Origin of the sequence: Desertibacillus haloalkaliphilus (genome assembly GCF_019039105.1) — a bacterium.
In the GTDB taxonomy this organism is placed as follows: Bacteria; Bacillota; Bacilli; order Bacillales; family KJ1-10-99; genus Desertibacillus; species Desertibacillus haloalkaliphilus.
Map to the genome: position 1 here is coordinate 56944 of NZ_JAHPIV010000008.1, position 18673 is coordinate 75616.

The window sequence follows — 18673 nt, forward strand, 5'->3', positions numbered from 1 at the left end:
ACGTCCCTCCTACTTAATCTTCAGATAACCACGTTCGAATCAGTTTTGAAAACTCTTCCGGTTTGTCTTTAGCCATCTTTTCGAGTTGCTTTCGCTTTTGAGCTGCTTCACTATCAGAGTCATCCGGCATATCAGGAATCTCTTCCTCCACCACTTCTTCAATTTGATCTTCAACTACTGGTTCTTGTCGTCTTCTTCGTAATAATAAGAAGAGTAATAGTAGAATGAATGCAACTAGCACCCCGCCGACAACATATAACCAAGCTGGAATCATCTCCTGAACCTGTTCCTCAAATTCTACTTTCCCATTAAATGGTTGCGCCGAAACATAAATTTTATTATTAATGTCATCATCATCTAACTCAGCTGCTAAGTCCCCATCAATGGTAGTTCGTACAACTGTCCCAAGTATTTGTTGAATATCATCCAGTCGTTCAACAGGTAATGAATTTGGATCTTCTGGATCAGGTGGCTCGACCATAACTTGAATACCTACATCACGAATTTTAAAAGGGCTCTCGACAATATCTCTTTGAATTCGGTTCACTTCATTATTGATCCGCTCTTCTATTCGTTCGTAATCTCCAGTGCCCCCCATTACTCCCGCGGGATAATTAACGATTTCATCTTCGCCAAAATCCGGAGGTCCACCGTCTTCCCAATCATCACCTGTATACGTTTCCGTAATCCGTTCAACACTCACAGCTAAACCTTCCATGTTTTCTTCATCAACAGGGGTTATAATCTGTTCTGCACGCGTTTCCTGGGTGAAATCGATGTCTGTAGAAACCGAAACGAGGACCTTATCACGGCCCATCATTGTCCCTAACATTTGTTGCAGATCCCGCTGCAAATCACGTTCAATTTCTCGTTTGATCGTCCTTTGCTGCTCGTAGGCAGATAACGACGAATCAATGGATTCACCATCTCTATATTCAAAATGCTCAAACATTTGATTCATAATGACGATATCTTCTATAGGAAGGTTAGGAACACTTTTTGCCACTAAGTGGTAAAGAGTCTTGACCTGTGTTTGGTCTAATTGATAACCAGGCGCCATATCAACCACAATCGATGCCGAAGATGTTTGTCCACTATCAGAGATCCATAAAGACTCTTCAGGTAGCGTGATCATCACATTCGCGTGATTGACGCCGTCCATGTTCCTAATTAAATTGGCCAGTTCTGTTTGCATGGCAGCACGTTCCATGACAGAAAACTCATTATCTGTCATTCCAAAGCCCATTTGATCTTGGATAAATGAGTAATCTATGCTACCACTCTCGGGAATTCCTTCTGCTGCTAATTCCACTTTCAGCGTATCGACCATTGTTTCAGGGACGCTAATCGTTGTCCCATTATCTGTGATTTCTGAAGTAACGCCCCTGGCATCTAACGTTTCTTTAATTTGTCCAGTTTCTTGGGCAGAAAGGTTCGTATACAGAGGTACTAAATGTGTTCTTGAACCTAACATCGTTAGCAGCACAAGGATGAGGATGAGAAGAAATACTGAGCCAAGAAGTATACCTTTTTGAAGCTTTGTTCGAGAAGTCCAAAATGCTAATCCTTTATCTTTATATATCATTAACTTTTCGTTCATGTCTCCTCCTACCCTGCAACACCAAACAAAGGTATGATTTTATCATACTAACTATACTTGCATCCTCATAACCTCTTGATAAGCTTCTATGACTTTATTTCGAACCTCTACCGTTGCTTGCAACGCAATGCTAGCTTTTTGACCGGTAATCATGACTTCATGTAGATTATCTGTTTCTCCTCGCGCCAGCTTTTCCGTCATTTCACCAGACTTCAACTGAGCCTGGTTTACTTCGTTAATTTTTTCTTTCAGAAGTGTTTTAAACTGGCTCTGTGCTTCAGCTGGAGTTACTCGTGGTTGCATCGGACTCTCACGATGTTGCAACCGTTGTAATGACTGTATCGATAACTGATCCATTAATCCCCCTCCTTATCGTCCAATTTCTAAAGCTTTCATCAGCATATTTTTAGTTGCATTTAATGTCGTCACATTGGCTTCATACGAACGAGTCGCCCCCATTAGACCCACCATTTCTTTTAAAGGATCAACATTAGGCATTTGGACATAACCTTGATCGTTAGCATCTGGGTGACCGGGATCGTATACCATTTTAAACGGACTTTGATCTTCAACAATTTGGGACACTTTTACTCCTGCGCCCACTTGATCATTCTGGTTCATCGCTTTACCCAAAAGAGAGGAAAAGTTCTGTTGATTCGGCTCCATCACGACCATCTTTCTTCGATATGGCTCCCATTCCCCATCAACCATTCGTCCTCTTGTTGAATCTACATTAGCCATGTTTGACGAAATTACGTCCATGCGTAAACGCTGTGAGGTAAGCGCTGATGACGTTGCATTAAAACTATTAAATATCGACACGGTTACCTTCCTCCTCCAAGTACTGTTTTAAGACTATTAAAGCGTCCATTGACTCGCTCTATTAAAGCATTGTAATAGATTTGGTTTTTAGATAACTCTGCCATTTCATGGTCGATATCGACATTATTACCATTGCTATTGTACATCGTATCCCTACTCGTCGTGACGATTGGTCCGCGACTTTGTTCTCTCTTAAAAGAAACATGACGTTCATCGGTTCGTTGAGCAATGAAATTTTGTTGTTCACTTGCTTGATCCAATGCTTGTTTAAAAGACACTTTCTTTGCTTTGTAATTTGGAGTATCTACATTAGCTATGTTTTGTGAAATAGCTTGCTGTCGTAATGCAGAGCCATTTAATCCTTGCTCTAAAACTCTCATCGTTGAACCTGAAAATAGATCCATCGTTCCCCACACCTTTACGTTTTGTACTAAATTATGTCTAACACCGTTACTACACTATAAAGATTGTATAGAACGTTGCACATTTTGTCTAACTTTGTTTTTAATTTCGTTTTTTTCAATGAAAAAGACCTAGTTTTTTCTCGGACGATGGTCATAAAAACCAAACCTTTGTCGAATCTTATTATATTATAGATTGAGGTGGATGTGTGTATATAAATATTTCCTATTTTTTAACGCCTAAATATATACTTATATAAAACATATTCACACTATAGCAAACATACAAAAAGGGCTTTCTCATTGCGTAATGAGCCAGCCCTACTTTTGTTACTGCTTAACTAGTTTTAATTTTTTCTAGTTCAACTAAAAACTTATCATTTAACACTTTAATATAGGTACCTTTCATACCTAACGAACGTGATTCAATCACACCCGCACTTTCGAGCTTCCGAAGAGCATTTACAATCACAGAACGAGTAATCCCCACTCGATCAGCTATTTTACTTGCAACTAGTAAGCCTTCCTTACCATCAAGCTCTTCAAAAATATGTTCGACCGCTTCAAGTTCACTATAAGATAACGAGCTAATCGCCATTTGAACAACAGCTTTGCTTCGCGCTTCCTCTTCAATCTCTTGTGCCTTTTCATGAAGGATTTCCATACCAACAACAGTTGCCCCGTACTCTGCTAAAATCAAATCATCATTCGAAAACGAATCACTCAAGCGAGCAAGTACTAACGTACCAAGACGCTGTCCCCCTCCGAGGATCGGCACAATCGTTGTCAAACCACTCATAAACAAATCTTTGTTTTCAATCGGGAATGCTGTGAATTCACTTTCGATATCAAGGTTTGCTGACGTTTCTTCAATTTTAAATAAGCCACTCGTATATTCTTCTGGAAATTGACGATCTTCTAGCATCTTCTTCATACGATCATTTTCAATTTCTTGTTTAATCGCAAACCCTAAAAGTTTTCCACGACGGCTGACTACGAAAATATTCGCCTCAATTACATCGCGTAATGTCTCCGCCATATCTTTAAAGTTTACATGTTGCCCTGCAGATTTTTGCAGCATTTCGTTAATCCTTCTCGTTCTTGTTAATAAATCCATTTTCCATCCTCCTGATTGAACTATAAAATAAATTGACTTAAATCACGATTTTTTGCAATTGAAGTAAGTTTTTCTTCTACATACTCTGGTGTGATCACAATTTCTTCTAGCGTAACGTCGGGTGCCTCAAAGGATAAATCCTCTAGTAACCGTTCCAATAATGTGTGCAACCTTCTTGCACCGATATTTTCTGTATCTTGATTGACCTCGGTGGCAATTGTCGCAATCTTATGAATAGCTTCGTCAGAAAAAGTAACTTTTATACTTTCTGTTTCCAATAATGCTTGATATTGTTTCAATAGCGCTTGATCAGGTTCAATTAAGATTCGCACAAAGTCATCAACTGATAAATTCGCTAACTCAACACGTATCGGGAATCTTCCTTGTAGCTCAGGAATTAAGTCAGATGGCTTTGCCATATGAAACGCACCTGCGGCAATGAATAAAATGTGATCTGTTTTAACTGGTCCATACTTGGTAACGATTGTTGATCCTTCCACGATCGGTAAAATATCTCGCTGTACCCCTTCTCGTGATACCTCTGCCGAATTTTGATTTTTCCCGGCAACTTTGTCAATCTCATCGATGAAGATAATACCCAAATGTTCTGCTTTTGAAACAGCTTCTTGTGTGACTTCATCCATGTCAATTAACTTTTGTGCCTCTTCTTCGGTCAAAACCTTACGCGCGTCTGAGACCGGCAACTTCCTTTTTTTCTTCTTTTTAGGCATCATGCTCCCAAGCATATCTTGCATGTTAATCCCCATCTGTTCCATCCCAGAACCTTGGAACATATCAAACATCGATTGACTCTGTTCTTCCACTTCAATCGTAACGATACGATCTTCGAGTTCCCCAAGTGCAAGTTGGTGTGCAACTTGCCTTCGTTTTTGCGCAATCGATTGCTCATCGCCTTGAGAGGTCGACGGTTCTGCTTCTGCTTGCCCTTGATTTCCAAAAAGCATTTCAAAAGGGTTTTTGTATTGATTCTGCTTTTTTTGCGATGGGACTAAAAGTTCGACGATCCGTTGATTGGCATGTTCTTCTGCCTTATCTTGTACTGCTACCATCTTTTCTTCTTTAACAATTCGAACCGAAGTCTCAACTAAATCACGAACCATTGACTCAACGTCTCGGCCAACATATCCAACCTCTGTGAACTTTGTCGCCTCGATTTTAATAAAGGGAGCACCTACTAATTTGGCTAAGCGACGTGCAATTTCCGTTTTCCCAACCCCAGTAGGACCAATCATTAAAATATTTTTAGGTGTTACCTCATCACGCAGTTGTTCATCTAACAAACTTCGACGGTAACGATTTCGGAGCGCAACCGCCACCGATCTCTTCGCCTGTTCTTGGCCGATAATATATTGATCTAACCGTTCTACGATTTGACGTGGTGTTAGCCGGTTTTGCATATCATCATCCTCCACTTTAAATTAAAGTTCTCACAGCTCTTCAATGACTAATTCATTATTGGTATAGACACATATTTCACCAGCAGTTTCTAACGCTGCTGTAGCAATGTCCTTTGCTGACAAATGTGGGGCATGCTTTTTGAGTACTCGACCTGCTGATAGCGCGTAATTTCCACCCGAGCCAATAGCTAAAACTCCATCATCAGGCTCAATCACTTCACCTGTTCCTGACACAAGTAACAAATGGGATTGGTCCATTACAATTAACATGGCTTCTAAACGTCTTAAAACTTTATCACTTCGCCATTCTTTTGCTAGTTCCACTGCCGCACGCTTTAAGTTCCCATTATATTCCTCAAGACGCCCTTCAAATTTTTCATACAATGTGAACGCATCGGCTACCGATCCTGCAAATCCTGCTAATACCTTTCCATGATAAATCTTTCTGACTTTTTTTGCTGTGTGTTTCATCACAACAGCATTCCCAAATGTTACTTGCCCATCTCCAGACATTGCACAGCGCCCATTATGTTGAACGGCAAAAATCGTCGTTGCATGAAAAGATTGTTCCATACAATCTCCTCCTTTCCAAGCCTTACGCTCTTGGGTGATGATTTCGATAGACTTCTTTTAATCGTTCTTTTGTTACATGAGTATAAATCTGCGTAGACGACAAATGCTCATGGCCTAACAACTCCTGAACCGCTCTTAAGTCAGCTCCTGCATTTAATAAGTGAGTTGCAAACGTGTGTCGTATTACATGTGGGCTTATATTTACAGTTAAAGATGTTTTATTAATCCTTTTTTTGAGCATTTCACGGATACTACGCGCCGTTAATCTACCGCCACGATAATTCAAAAACACTCCTCGTTCTTCTGTCTCCTGCGATTTTTTCAATAACTCTTTTCTTCCATCTAATAAATATGTATGTAAAGAGTCCAAAGCAAAACTCCCAATTGGAATAAATCGTTCTTTCCTACCTTTCCCGGTAACTAACAGCGTCCCAATAGAAAAATCAATATCAGAAATGTTCAGCTGCTCGCATTCACTCACACGAATGCCAGTCGCATACAACACTTCAAGAATTGCACGATCCCTTTGGTTCAGCGGACTTGTGCCAGCAAATGAGGTAAACAATTCCTCGAGTTCTTGTTCATAAAGGAACGTTGGTAATCGACTCGCTCCCTTTGGAATAGCAGTCATTACAAAAGGATTATCAACAATCCTTCCTTCTCTAACTAAAAACCGAAAAAAACTTCTGAGGCTTGAGACTTTTCGAGCAACAGTTTTTCTCGCGTATTGCTTTTCATGCAGCAAGGTTAAATACTTTCGTACGAATACATAAGAAACAGCAGCATAATCAAAAATTAAGTGCTGCTTCATAAACGTAAGGAAGTGATCTATATCTTTTTTGTAATTCATTATCGTATGTGGTGAACAGTTCTTTTCAACCTGTAAATAACGAACAAATGAATCCAGTTCTAAGCGAATCGCCTCATCGTTCAACTCAAATCACCTCTTTAGAGCCACTAAAGTCTATCATAATTCAATGACTCTGACAATAAAGTTTACAATTTATTCACAAAATTCTAAACCGACACAATGGTACATGTAGTGAGTTGTCATTTTCTTCCTTCTGTGACGAGGTTTTCCCTAGCGATAACAGTCAACATCCGCATTCATTGGTAGGAAATTGTCTGGACTTTCTGTTGTCATGCCTTTTGTCATACTTCCTAGTATGGTCGTCTCAGGTAAAGTTAAACCATTCAATCCCCATATCCACGAATAATTTTTTCAGCAACACCCTTTTTAAGTAAGTATGGGAACCAATCAAATAAACGTCCCTAATTAATTATCCTGGTGCAGTTGCCCAACGCCAGATTGGCGCTCATCGGTTGTGAGAACCTTCAAAATAACTTCCTTTATAGACACGATCTTTGCCACAATAAGTGTATCAATCAAAGAACCGACCGAACTTCCCCTCTGTTATCGGAAAATTAGGTAAGCTGCATCACCTTTATTATAAATTTAACGTAATTTCAAATAAAACCTTCGCACGACCAATGCTATCCATTTCAAAGGTCATTGCTGCAACCCACCGAAAATATAAATGACGGCTTCATTATCAACTAAACCAGAACTCGTTCCTCAGGTATGGTTGTTTATCAGCGTGAATAGTCTTCGGCAATATTGGAAATTCCTTTTGCCTTCAGTAGATCGATGCCGCTATTATCATAAACCATCACGTCTCACTGTTCAAGTAAAATGTAACGCTCGACTAGGAAGAAGCTAATTTGCCTCTTCCTTATAGTCACACGATGTACACTGTACATGGACACCTTTCTTTGTTTTCTTCTCAACCAGCAAGCTTTCACATTTTGGACACGGCCGGGCGATTGGTTTATCCCAAGAGACAAACTCACACTCAGGATAGCGGTCACAGCCATAAAATGTCCGACGCTTTTTACTTTTTCTTTCGACGATATTTCCTTCCTTACAATCGGGACATGTTACCCCAATTTGCTTCACAATTGCCTTCGTGTTTCTGCAATCTGGAAAGTTAGAGCAGGCCATAAACTTACCATATCGCCCCATTTTATAAACCATTTCGTGACCGCACTTTTCACAATCTTCTCCAGCAGGTTCGTCTTTAATTTCAACTTCTTTCATTTCCTCTTCGGCTACTTTTAATCGTTTTTCAAACCCTTGATAAAACTGATCGATAATTTCAATCCAGTTTTGGTTTCCCTCTTCAATATAGTCAAGGTCATTTTCCATTTTTGCAGTAAATTCAACGTCCATAATTTCAGGGAAGAATTCAACAATTAACTCTGAGACGATCTCTCCAAGCTCAGTTGGAACAAAACGTTTATCTTCTAAGGCGACATATCCGCGACGCTGAATCGTATCAAGCGTTGGCGCATATGTCGAAGGCCGTCCGATCCCTAACTCTTCCATCGTTTTTACGAGTCTTGCTTCAGTGTATCGCGGAGGTGGTTGGGTAAAGTGCTGATTGGGCGTAATTTCCTCTTTCTTCACTTTTGCTCCTTCTTCTAGGTCTGGTAAAAGGCGATCCTCTTCCTTTTTCCCATCATCATTGCCCTCCACATACACTTTCATAAACCCTTGGAATTTGACTTTTGAACCTGTCGCCCGAAACGTCACACCTTCATTTGTTAAGTCAACAGTCATTGTATCCATAACTGCTGGTGCCATTTCACTAGCGACGAGGCGCTCCCAAATGAGTTTGTAAAGGCGATACTGATCACGAGATAAATAATTTTTAAGCACTTTAGGATCCTTTAACACAGAGGTTGGCCGAATCGCCTCATGCGCATCTTGTGCTTTCTTATCTTTTTTGACGGCTCGTTTTCCTTGCCGAGCATACTCTTCGCCATACTGATCAACGATATACTGTTTCGTTTCTTCTTGGGCGGTTTCTGAGATTCGGGTAGAATCGGTACGCATATACGTAATTAACCCGACAGTACCTTCTTTTCCTAAATCAATTCCTTCATATAATTGTTGCGCGACCATCATTGTTTTTTTGGCACGAAAGTTTAACTTTCTCGCCGCTTCTTGTTGCAAAGATGATGTTGTAAACGGCGCTACCGGATTACGCTTTCGTTCTCGTTTCTTTACGGATTCGACTAAAAGCGTGTCTCCCTTAAGCCGCTGTAACACTTCATTTACTTCTTGTTCGGATTTTAACTCAACTTTCTTCCCATCTACTCCGTAAAATTTCGATTCAAAACTTTCTTTTCCAAGTGAAAGCTTTGCTTGAATGCTCCAATATTCTTCAGGTACAAAGGTTTGAATTTCCTTCTCTCGTTCGATAATCATTTTTACCGCTACGGATTGAACCCGACCTGCACTAAGGCCTTTTTTTACTTTTTTCCATAGTAAAGGACTAATATTGTAACCAACTAGCCGATCTAGAATACGACGTGCTTGTTGCGCATCAACTAAATCCATATTGATTTGACGTGGTTGTTTAAATGCACCCTTTATTGCATCCTTCGTAATTTCATTAAAAACAACGCGACACTTTGAATCTTCTTCAATATTTAAACTATGTGCTAAATGCCATGCAATCGCTTCCCCCTCACGATCGGGGTCAGCCGCCAGATAGATTTTCTTTACCTTTTTTGCAGCTGCTTTTAATTCTTTTAACACGGGGCCTTTACCACGGATCGTAATATATTTGGGGTTATATTCATTTTCAACATCGACACCCGTTTGACTTTTCGGTAAATCCCTTACATGTCCCATTGATGCCTTTACAATATATTTTTTACCTAAATATTTACCAATCGTTTTTGCCTTAGCGGGAGATTCAACGATTACTAAATAATCTGCCATATTTGTTTCCTCCCCCTTCAGAGATAATTTAAAAATCTTCCCTATTATTAAACAGACCTAAAGCTTTTGTCAAACATTAACTGAAAAATACCTTATTATTTGCATATTTGCCTATTTTTCTGGAATTAATTCGTTGACAATGTCAGTATCTGTCATAACCAATTTTGCCCCTTGTTGTATTAAACGATTTGTACCCATCGATCGTTCCTCTAATACTGAACCAGGCATAGCAAAGACTTCACGACCTTGTTCAAGTGCTTGATCCGCTGTAATTAGTGATCCACTCTTCTCTTTCGCTTCTACAATCAAGGTTCCTAAACTGAGACCACTAATGATACGATTTCGCACCGGAAACTGCCAACGTTGTGGTTTTTGGTGTGGTGGGTATTCGGAAAGTAACAAATGCTCACGTGATAGGTGGGCAGCTAATGATTGATTCTGCTTCGGATAAATATGAAAAAAACCTGAACCTAACACCGCGATTGTTCTCCCTTGTCCAACCAGTGCGAGCTTATGCGCATATGTGTCAATGCCGATCGCAAGCCCACTAATAATTGTCCAACCTTGTCCGATCAGAGGGGTTAGGATTTTTTTCATACTATGTAACCCATTGCTAGAAGGCTGCCTAGTTCCGACAACCGCTATTGTCAGCTGATGTTCGAGAAGTTGAAGGTCCCCCATACTATATAACACCCATGGTGGATCATAGATCTGTTTTAACAAGGTTGGGTAGGACTCATCAACAATTGTAATTGGAATAATATTCTTGCGTTCATACAAACTTAGCATAAATTGAATCGAATAGGAATGCAAATCTTCATAAAAGTATTGAGCATTCTCTGTTTTCATCTTAAATGTTTTCATCAACTCTGCTATGCCCATTGAATAGATCGATTGTAGTGTAGAATCGAATCGAACAAACCGTTGAATCGTTTTCCAACCAACACCGCGACAACTATGAATATGTATTAGCCTTTCTTTTGCCCCTTCCACCTCATCTACCCCCTATGATCATCATGAGAAAAAGCCCCCATTTCGGGGGCTTTTTGACCTATTTATGAGTTGTACACTTTTCTAATAGCCCTTTTTCCTTTAAAACAGAAATGAGTGTTTCACCCATGTCTGATGGAGTTGGAGCTACTTTTACGCCGCAGCTTTCAAGTGTTTTAATTTTTTCATCAGCAGTACCTTTACCACCAGAAATAATCGCACCAGCATGGCCCATACGTTTTCCTGGAGGTGCTGTTTGACCACCAATAAAGCCAACAACTGGTTTCTTCATATTTGCTTTAATCCACTCCGCTGCTTCTTCCTCAGCCGTTCCACCAATTTCACCAATCATAATTACTGCATACGTATCTTCATCTTCATTGAAAAGGTTCAATGTATCAATAAAGTCTGTCCCATTTACAGGGTCACCACCAATACCTACTGCAGAAGACTGACCAATACCTGCTGTAGATAATTGATGTACAGCCTCATACGTCAATGTACCTGAACGTGAAACTACACCTACATGACCTTTTTTATGAATGTATCCTGGCATAATACCAATTTTACATTCTTCAGGTGTAATGACACCTGGGCAGTTTGGTCCCACTAATCTTGTTTTCTTACCTTCCATGTAACGTTTCACATTAACCATATCCATAACTGGGATACCTTCTGTGATACAAATCGCTAAATCTAACTCTGCATCAACTGCTTCCATAATCGCATCAGCTGCAAATGCTGGTGGAACATAAATGACTGTCGCGTTTGCACCCGTTTCTTTCACTGCATCTTCAACAGTATTAAATACAGGAATACCCTCGATCTCTGTACCGCCTTTTCCTGGCGTTACACCTCCAACGATTTGTGTTCCGTATTCAACTGCTTGCTTTGTATGGAAGAGGCCTGTTGCCCCTGTAATCCCTTGAACAATTACTTTTGTATCTTTATTAATCAGGATACTCATTCTCCACGTCCCGCCTTTCCTATTTCACTAGAGATACGATTTTTTCTGCACCGTCAGCCATTGAATCAGCTGCAGTAATATTTAAACCAGACTCATTTAAAATCTTCTTACCTAAATCAACATTTGTTCCTTCAAGTCGAACAACTAAAGGGATTTCTAATCCCACTTCCTTCGTTGCTGCAACAACACCTTCAGCGATTACATCACATTTCATGATTCCACCGAAAATGTTAACAAAGATACCTTTTACGTTTTTATCTGAAAGGATAATTTTAAACGCTTCTGTAACTTTTTCAGCTGTCGCACCGCCCCCTACATCAAGGAAGTTAGCCGGGTCTCCATGATAATGTTTAATGATGTCCATCGTTGACATCGCAAGACCTGCACCATTAACCATACAACCGATGTTTCCATCAAGTGAGATATAGCTTAAGTCAAATTTAGAAGCTTCAATTTCCTTTGGATCTTCCTCATCAAGATCACGGAATTCTAAAATATCTTTTTGGCGATATAAGGCATTTGAATCGAAATTTAACTTCGCATCAAGAGCCATAACTTTCCCATCACCTGTTGTAACAAGTGGGTTAATTTCAGCAATTGAGCAATCTTTTTCAGCAAACACTTTATATAGACCCATCATAAATTTAACCGCTTGACCAACCAATTCTTTTGGAAGGTTGATATTAAATGCTAAACGGCGTGCTTGGAAGCCTTGAAGACCTACAGCAGGGTCAATAACTTCTTTGAAGATTTTTTCAGGAGTCGCTTCTGCCACTTCTTCAATTTCTGTACCGCCTTCTTCTGATGCCATCATGACGACACGAGATGTCGCACGATCAAGAACAAGACCGATGTAATATTCTTTTTGAATATCACAGCCTTCTTCAATTAGTAAGCGCTTTACCTCTTTACCTTCTGGACCTGTTTGGTGAGTTACAAGCGTCTTACCGAGAATTTCATCAGCGTATGTACGTACCTCATCAAGGTTTTTTGCAACCTTTACACCGCCAGCTTTCCCACGTCCACCAGCGTGAATTTGTGCCTTTACAACGCTTACATCTGAACCTAATTCTTTCGCCGCTTCTACTGCCTCATCAACAGAAAAAGCAACTTTACCGTTTGGAACAGCAACCCCATACTTACGAAGGAGTTCTTTTCCTTGATACTCATGGATATTCATTCTCTCTCCATCCTCCTATCAATTCCATACAATTTCTCATGCATGAGAACATGCATGTCTTTATAAACTATTCGCTATGTTTCAACAAATCCCTTTTTTTATTTTATTTTTTTATAAATTTTTTAATTTTTGTCGATTTTTTATTAAAGTTACTGAGATCTCAACAGTGAATAAGCTTCCAACGATAAAAAGAGAAGTAAGTACACACTCACTTCTCCTTACGTGTAGACTTTTTTATTGGTCTTGTCCCTGTCCAGGAATCATTTCCATAACTGACATTAATAGAAGGGTGCATAAACAAACTTTTTGGCGGCGTCACCTTTTCTTTAACCACGTCACACTCACCACTCTTGAACCAACCGATTTGTTCTAAGGGGGCATTTTCCATTTCAACCCAAAAGTCTCCTGACATAAGTGCTGGGTCTATGTTTTCGTCCCAATGATCGAGTGGCGTCTCCGGGTTGGGGTCAAAATCTCTCTTTTTTTTCATCGCTTAGCTGTCCTTACCTTCTTTCTCGTCTTCTGTTTGCATAAGAAGTTGCTTTGTCATATCTCTACTACTTGCATCCATTTCTTGGACCGACCGATACATACCAAATTCATGCGCAATTTCTTCCTTGTACGTGTTAAGAAAATCTTCTGTCCCTGGAACAAGTAGTAAGTTTTTCATAACCATTATAGAACCACTCCTTGTTATTGTTTTCGGTTGGTTCACAAATAGTATACCCAAATCATCGTTTCCTATCGTTAGCGGATGATTCAATATTTCTGTCGATCCGATAAATAAAAGCAAATACTTCAGCGACAATTTCATATAGCTCTGGTGGTATCGACTGGTTCAACTCTAACTGACTTAATAGTTGGACCAATGAGGGATCCTCTTGAACCGGAATCTGATGTTCATTTGCCAACCTGAGAATTTCTTTTGCAACCTCATTATGTCCTTTAGCTATAACTTTAGGAGCGTCCTGAATCGTCTCGTCATACCCGATGGCCACCGCTGTTGTTTTCTTACCATCTTTTTTCATACCCGTATATCCACCCCCTGATAATCAACCCTTTGATATGGATTATGTCGCTTGCCTTGTACTGGGGATTCTTTAATTTCCTTCCACGTTAACGAAGAAAGTTCAAACTGGCTTTCTTTTAATTTTTCTTTTAACAACGGTTGCATGCTTTCAAAAAGAAACGAAGGTCTTGGTTGCTCATTAAAAATTTGTAGCGTTACAACCTTGTTTTGAATTTGCATATCAACAATCGTTTCCTGTAATTGTTCGAGTTCCAAATAAAACAAAATCCGACAATGCTCCGGATCAATCTTTCCATCCTCCCGTTTACGCCCCTCCCATTGAACCGTCATGTTCGTCTGAAATTCTCCAAGTCGTAACGGGAGCTGCAAAGCAATCTGATGAAGCGGCCCCATTTGATCAACGGCTAACAGCTGTTGCCCAGTCATCCGCTGTAAAATCGCCTCTGCACGATCTTTAATGGATTGCGGAAGATCCATTTGCTGTGCTTGAAGAAGTAGCTGCTTAAGATGGTTTGGAACTGGTGGTTGTTCATTGCCCCCTTTTTGCTGACCTTGAAATAGCTGCAATAGCTCATTTTCATATTGTATACCTAAACTGCTAACCAACCGTGCTAATTGTAAGGCGATTTGCGATCTTCCTTCTTCCGCAACTGACTCATTGGGCACAGACATCTGAAGCATGTTTACCATCACCTGCTTTTCAGATGCCTGTAACTGTTGATACTGTCCAAAGAGTGATCTAAGCCGCTCGGTCATTAGACTGGGTTGCGCCTTGGGATTCAACAAAGATAGTAACTGCTGTAAGCGCTCCTGACCTACAGCCGTCTCCGACTGGCTTACTCTTGGAATTAGCAACTCAAATAAGGTCTTCGCCTCTATTGAGCCAAGATTTAAGTTACCGGTGTGCTGGTTAGCTAAGAAAGGCCATAATTGTTCAACGACGTTGCGGTTATTCGGATGAATGACTGCTTGTTTAAACTGCTCATAGACCTGCTCTTTCGTAGAGTTAGGATCGATCAACCCAACACGCTTCAATAGCTGATGCGCCCCCTCATGAGCAATCGGATCTTGATGCTGTGCAAACATGGCTAGCAAATGCCCCATGTTCTGTCCACCCTGCGGTACAACCGTCTGTTGAAAGTGTTTGCGCAACGCCTCTAGAAAGATACTCGTTTGTCCACTCTGTGAATGGCTCGTTGCTTCCTTCATAAGAGAAGACAACTGCTCCGCAAGAGGCTCTCCATATTGGACCGCACGCATCGCCTGAAAGGTTTCGAGCGTTAACGGCAAATTTCGCTGCAAAAGCGACTTTAACACCTCGATACCATGTTTGTCTCCTGCACTCGCTTGTCTAAGCAACGCAGCCCCCTGACTAATATCTTCTTTCGTAAAGGGTACTTGTTCTGCCGCTAATTGGCGCACGAGTAATTCATTCGTTTTCGTCGCAGCTAAACCAAATTGTTGTAATACATGTAAAGCAGAATTCTGAGAAGTGGACGCTTGTCCCCGGACTGTATTATCATCAAGCACTTGTAGACGTGGAATCCCCTCATCCGATTCCACTTGAAACCAATACGTTTTCCCAGCCGTTAACGCTACTTGCAGTTTAGCTGTTAATGATAACTGACCGATTCGAAGAGCAGCTAATTGATGTGGGAAGAACTTTTGAATCTGCCCTTGGAACACTTGTCCCGGCTTTAACTGTATAGATTTCGCTTGTGATGATTGTACGTTTCTTCCATATAAAGAATCGACTGTAATCATAGTGCCCCCCCTATTTACAACATCAATTTCAGGCATCGTCTTTCAACGGCCGGAACGATAATCGATGTTCAGGTGTTACGCCAAATTGTTCAATCGCATCTAAATGTTCTTTCGTACCATAGCCCATATGTTTCTCAAAATGATAGGCAGGGTATGTTCTTGCTAGCTTTTCCATATAGCGATCACGTGTTACCTTCGCAATGACTGAACTCGCTGCAATCGATATACTTTTTTGATCACCTTTTACAAGTGAAGTTTGCGGAAGCGGCGTAGATAGATCCATCGCATCGATTAGCAAATGCTCAGGACAAACGGCTAACTGCTGTACAGCGTCATTCATGGCCTTTTTTGTTGCTTGATAGATGTTAATCTCATCAATCTCTTTTGCAGAAACTACACCGATTCCTGTAGCAATAGCCTTATCGACAATTTGTTCGTAAAACTGTTCACGAATTAACTTGGATAACTTTTTAGAATCCGTTAACCCTAATAAATAAAAATCTTTTGGTAATATTACAGCAGCCGCCACTACAGGACCAGCAAGCGGTCCACGCCCTACCTCATCAATACCAGCGATATAGACAGTACCCTGCTTGCGAAGTGCAAATTCGTATGTACTCATCTCTTCAAATTGTGTTCGTAATTGTTGCTGTTTTTCCTGCTCACGATGATACTTTTGTAACAGTTTTTGCACCCCTTTACGTTCGTCTTGCGCGAGTTGCTCGACCAACTCTTGGGTACGTTTATGCTGCTTTTCTTCAAATAGGATTTCTTTAATCTCTTTGATTGCGTATGTTTTCATTGTTTCTCCCCACTAACTCCTTCTCCTCATTTATCTATTATATCGGCATAACCTTCTTAATTATGAATGATTAAGCTTAAAAATAACACCTTTAAACAACTTCTCCTACTCCAGTGTACTACCCTCATACTCCAATCTAAGGCGGTGCGAGTAAGCTTTCTTCTATGATTTCTCCTCATTGCTGGCGCACTCCGCCCCTTTACCAACAAAAAAAACACACGAACCATGTTCGCGTGCCCTTTTTACTCATAATCACTTGGACGCTCTAATGATAGTCGCCCTAACTTACCCGCTCGTAGTTCACGAAGAATAATCTCAGCTGCTTTATCATAATCAATATAACCACCACTCAGAAGACACCCTCGTTTTTTTCCGATATCATCGTATAGTTGCAAGGCATCTTCAGGAATCTCCTCAAGCTTATAGCGTTCCTTGATGCGCTCAGGATAATGAACCTTTAAATAGCGCAGGGCAAAGAGTGCAATTTCTTGAAAGTCTAAAAGCTCATCCTTAATCGCTCCTGTGGCAGCTAATCGAAAGCCTGTCGTCTGATCTTCAAACTTCGGCCATAAAATTCCAGGCGTATCTAATAGCTCCATTTCTTTGCCAACTTTGATCCATTGTTGTTGTTTTGTCACACCTGGTCGGTCGCCCGTTTTTGCAATTTTTTTAACAGCTAAACGGTTGATTAATGTCGACTTTCCGACGTTCGGAATTCCTAATATCAAGGCTCGAATCGCTCTAGGTTTCATCCCCTTCGATTTTAACTTATCTAAAAGCGGTTTTGCTAACTCTTTTGCTGCACCAGGAATTTCCCTGGCACCCTTACCTGTTTGTGAATCAATCGCTAACACTTTACTCCCCTGATCTTCAAAATACGCGGACCATTCATCCGTTATTTTTGGATCCGCTAAATCCGCTTTATTTAATAGCACTAGTCGTGGTTTATGGGAGACGATCTCATCAATCATCGGGTTGCGAGAGGAAAGCGGTACTCGCGCATCTAACAACTCGATGACGACATCAATCATTTTTAATTTTTCCGTCACTTCTCGACGGGCTTTTGCCATATGTCCTGGAAACCATTGAATAGTCACAACCAACACCTACCTTGCTATACGTATTTCTGACATGGGCCAGAAAACGAGATTTGCTTTGCCGACAACCTCATCATACGGAATCGTTCCAATGTTGCGGCTATCCTTACTGTGACGTCGATTATCCCCAAGAACGAACACATGTCCTTCTGGAACAACCTCTTCACCAGTCACTTCTTCTAACGTAAAATTTTGCGTTAATAACCCCTCACCATCGAGATCAGCCTTTAATGCATCAAGATATGGCTCTTCGACAGGCTCTCCGTTAATATAAAGAATATCATCTTCATAGGCAATTGAATCACCTGGTAAACCGATGACCCTTTTGATATAATCCTTGTCTGCTGTTGCATGAAAGACAACAACATCAAACCGACTAGGGTCTGAGATACGATAACCAATTTTATTTACAATTAATCGGTCTTGATCTTGGAGCGTCGGCATCATTGATTGACCTTCAACAATAATCGGCGCAAATAAAAAATAACGTATGACAACTGCTAATAAAAGCGCAACGACTAACGCTTTTGTCCACTCAAACCATTCACTTTTTCCTTTAGCCATCACGACTCCTCCAACCATAGAATTTAACAATCAACTAGAGGCTATACTAATCCCATAGCCTACATTATTTTACCATATGTAGTCTAAAAAAAGGAGCTTGCTACACAAGCTCCTTTCTTTTTCAGTATTATCGGATCTCTTTAATACGAGCCGCTTTACCACGAAGCGCACGTAAGTAGTATAGTTTAGCACGACGTACTTTACCGCGACGCTTCACTTCAATCTTATCGATTTTCGGTGAATGTAATGGGAATGTACGTTCAACACCTACACCGTAAGAAATCTTTCTAGCTGTAAACGTTTCACTGACACCAGATCCACGACGCTTAATTACAACGCCTTCGAATACCTGGATACGCTCACGAGTCCCCTCAACAACTTTCACGTGGATACGTACAGTATCCCCCGGACGAAATGATGGAAGGTCAGCTTTTAATTGATCCTTAGTAATTTCACGGATAATGTTGTTCATCGTATAATTCCCCTCCTTCCGTACAGATGCTCTTGCAGTTCATCTACAGCGGAACATCGTAATAGATGGCCAAGACCACAAAGAAT

At 40.6% G+C, this 18673-nt stretch carries 20 protein-coding genes; all 20 read right to left on the reverse strand.

Annotation, left to right across the window (positions count from 1 at the left end; all coding sequences use genetic code 11):
- Positions 1 to 13: 13 nt before the first annotated feature.
- The gene (gene fliF / locus KH400_RS10385) at positions 14 to 1600 is read right to left on the reverse strand and encodes a flagellar basal-body MS-ring/collar protein FliF (RefSeq protein WP_217224450.1); all 1587 of its coding nucleotides are present in this window, start codon (positions 1598 to 1600) and stop codon (positions 14 to 16) included.
- Between the two features lie 51 nt (positions 1601 to 1651).
- Complete coding sequence (fliE, locus tag KH400_RS10390) at positions 1652 to 1903, reverse strand: flagellar hook-basal body complex protein FliE (RefSeq protein ID WP_246589515.1); 252 nt, start codon at positions 1901 to 1903, stop codon at positions 1652 to 1654.
- A 66-nt stretch (positions 1904 to 1969) separates the two neighbouring features.
- The gene (gene flgC / locus KH400_RS10395) at positions 1970 to 2416 is read right to left on the reverse strand and encodes a flagellar basal body rod protein FlgC (RefSeq protein ID WP_438821113.1); all 447 of its coding nucleotides are present in this window, start codon (positions 2414 to 2416) and stop codon (positions 1970 to 1972) included.
- An 8-nt stretch (positions 2417 to 2424) separates the two neighbouring features.
- On the reverse strand, positions 2425 to 2826 hold the full coding sequence (flgB, locus tag KH400_RS10400) for a flagellar basal body rod protein FlgB (RefSeq protein WP_217224455.1): 402 nt from the start codon (positions 2824 to 2826) through the stop codon (positions 2425 to 2427).
- Between the two features lie 334 nt (positions 2827 to 3160).
- Positions 3161 to 3940 carry a GTP-sensing pleiotropic transcriptional regulator CodY gene (gene codY, locus KH400_RS10405; RefSeq protein WP_217224457.1) on the reverse strand — a complete coding sequence of 260 codons (780 nt, stop codon included), beginning with the start codon at positions 3938 to 3940 and terminating at the stop codon, positions 3161 to 3163.
- Positions 3941 to 3960: 20 nt separating this feature from the next.
- Entirely contained in the window at positions 3961 to 5358 is a 1398-nt protein-coding gene (gene hslU, locus KH400_RS10410; protein ID WP_217224458.1) for an ATP-dependent protease ATPase subunit HslU, read from the reverse strand.
- A 30-nt stretch (positions 5359 to 5388) separates the two neighbouring features.
- The gene (gene hslV / locus KH400_RS10415) at positions 5389 to 5931 is read right to left on the reverse strand and encodes an ATP-dependent protease subunit HslV (protein WP_217224459.1); all 543 of its coding nucleotides are present in this window, start codon (positions 5929 to 5931) and stop codon (positions 5389 to 5391) included.
- A gap of 22 nt (positions 5932 to 5953) precedes the next feature.
- On the reverse strand, positions 5954 to 6865 hold the full coding sequence (gene xerC / locus KH400_RS10420) for a tyrosine recombinase XerC (RefSeq protein ID WP_217224460.1): 912 nt from the start codon (positions 6863 to 6865) through the stop codon (positions 5954 to 5956).
- Between the two features lie 783 nt (positions 6866 to 7648).
- On the reverse strand, positions 7649 to 9721 hold the full coding sequence (topA, locus tag KH400_RS10425) for a type I DNA topoisomerase (RefSeq protein ID WP_217224461.1): 2073 nt from the start codon (positions 9719 to 9721) through the stop codon (positions 7649 to 7651).
- A gap of 111 nt (positions 9722 to 9832) precedes the next feature.
- A complete protein-coding gene (gene dprA, locus KH400_RS10430; protein ID WP_217224462.1) occupies positions 9833 to 10714 on the reverse strand; it encodes a DNA-processing protein DprA in 882 nt (293 codons plus the stop codon).
- 58 nt (positions 10715 to 10772) lie between these two features.
- Positions 10773 to 11678: a succinate--CoA ligase subunit alpha gene (sucD, locus tag KH400_RS10435; RefSeq protein WP_217224463.1), complete on the reverse strand. Its 906-nt coding sequence runs from the start codon at positions 11676 to 11678 to the stop codon at positions 10773 to 10775.
- A gap of 19 nt (positions 11679 to 11697) precedes the next feature.
- Positions 11698 to 12858: an ADP-forming succinate--CoA ligase subunit beta gene (gene sucC / locus KH400_RS10440; RefSeq protein ID WP_217224465.1), complete on the reverse strand. Its 1161-nt coding sequence runs from the start codon at positions 12856 to 12858 to the stop codon at positions 11698 to 11700.
- 208 nt (positions 12859 to 13066) lie between these two features.
- A complete protein-coding gene (locus KH400_RS10445; protein WP_217224466.1) occupies positions 13067 to 13348 on the reverse strand; it encodes a DUF3905 domain-containing protein in 282 nt (93 codons plus the stop codon).
- Between the two features lie 3 nt (positions 13349 to 13351).
- A complete protein-coding gene (locus KH400_RS10450; protein ID WP_217224467.1) occupies positions 13352 to 13534 on the reverse strand; it encodes an alpha/beta-type small acid-soluble spore protein in 183 nt (60 codons plus the stop codon).
- A gap of 55 nt (positions 13535 to 13589) precedes the next feature.
- The gene (locus KH400_RS10455; protein ID WP_217224468.1) at positions 13590 to 13886 is read right to left on the reverse strand and encodes an EscU/YscU/HrcU family type III secretion system export apparatus switch protein; all 297 of its coding nucleotides are present in this window, start codon (positions 13884 to 13886) and stop codon (positions 13590 to 13592) included.
- Positions 13883 to 15652 carry a hypothetical protein gene (locus tag KH400_RS10460; RefSeq protein ID WP_217224469.1) on the reverse strand — a complete coding sequence of 590 codons (1770 nt, stop codon included), beginning with the start codon at positions 15650 to 15652 and terminating at the stop codon, positions 13883 to 13885. Before KH400_RS10460 ends, KH400_RS10455 begins: the two co-directional genes overlap by 4 nt.
- 28 nt (positions 15653 to 15680) lie before the next feature.
- Positions 15681 to 16454 (reverse strand): ribonuclease HII, encoded by a 774-nt coding sequence (gene rnhB, locus KH400_RS10465; RefSeq protein WP_217224470.1) that lies wholly within the window; start codon positions 16452 to 16454, stop codon positions 15681 to 15683.
- Positions 16455 to 16696: 242 nt separating this feature from the next.
- Positions 16697 to 17551, reverse strand: a complete 855-nt coding sequence (ylqF, locus tag KH400_RS10470; protein ID WP_217224471.1) for a ribosome biogenesis GTPase YlqF — start codon at positions 17549 to 17551, stop codon at positions 16697 to 16699.
- A 9-nt stretch (positions 17552 to 17560) separates the two neighbouring features.
- Positions 17561 to 18115, reverse strand: a complete 555-nt coding sequence (gene lepB / locus KH400_RS10475; protein ID WP_217224472.1) for a signal peptidase I — start codon at positions 18113 to 18115, stop codon at positions 17561 to 17563.
- Between the two features lie 127 nt (positions 18116 to 18242).
- Entirely contained in the window at positions 18243 to 18587 is a 345-nt protein-coding gene (gene rplS, locus KH400_RS10480; protein WP_217224474.1) for a 50S ribosomal protein L19, read from the reverse strand.
- Between the last annotated feature and the right edge of the window lie 86 nt (positions 18588 to 18673).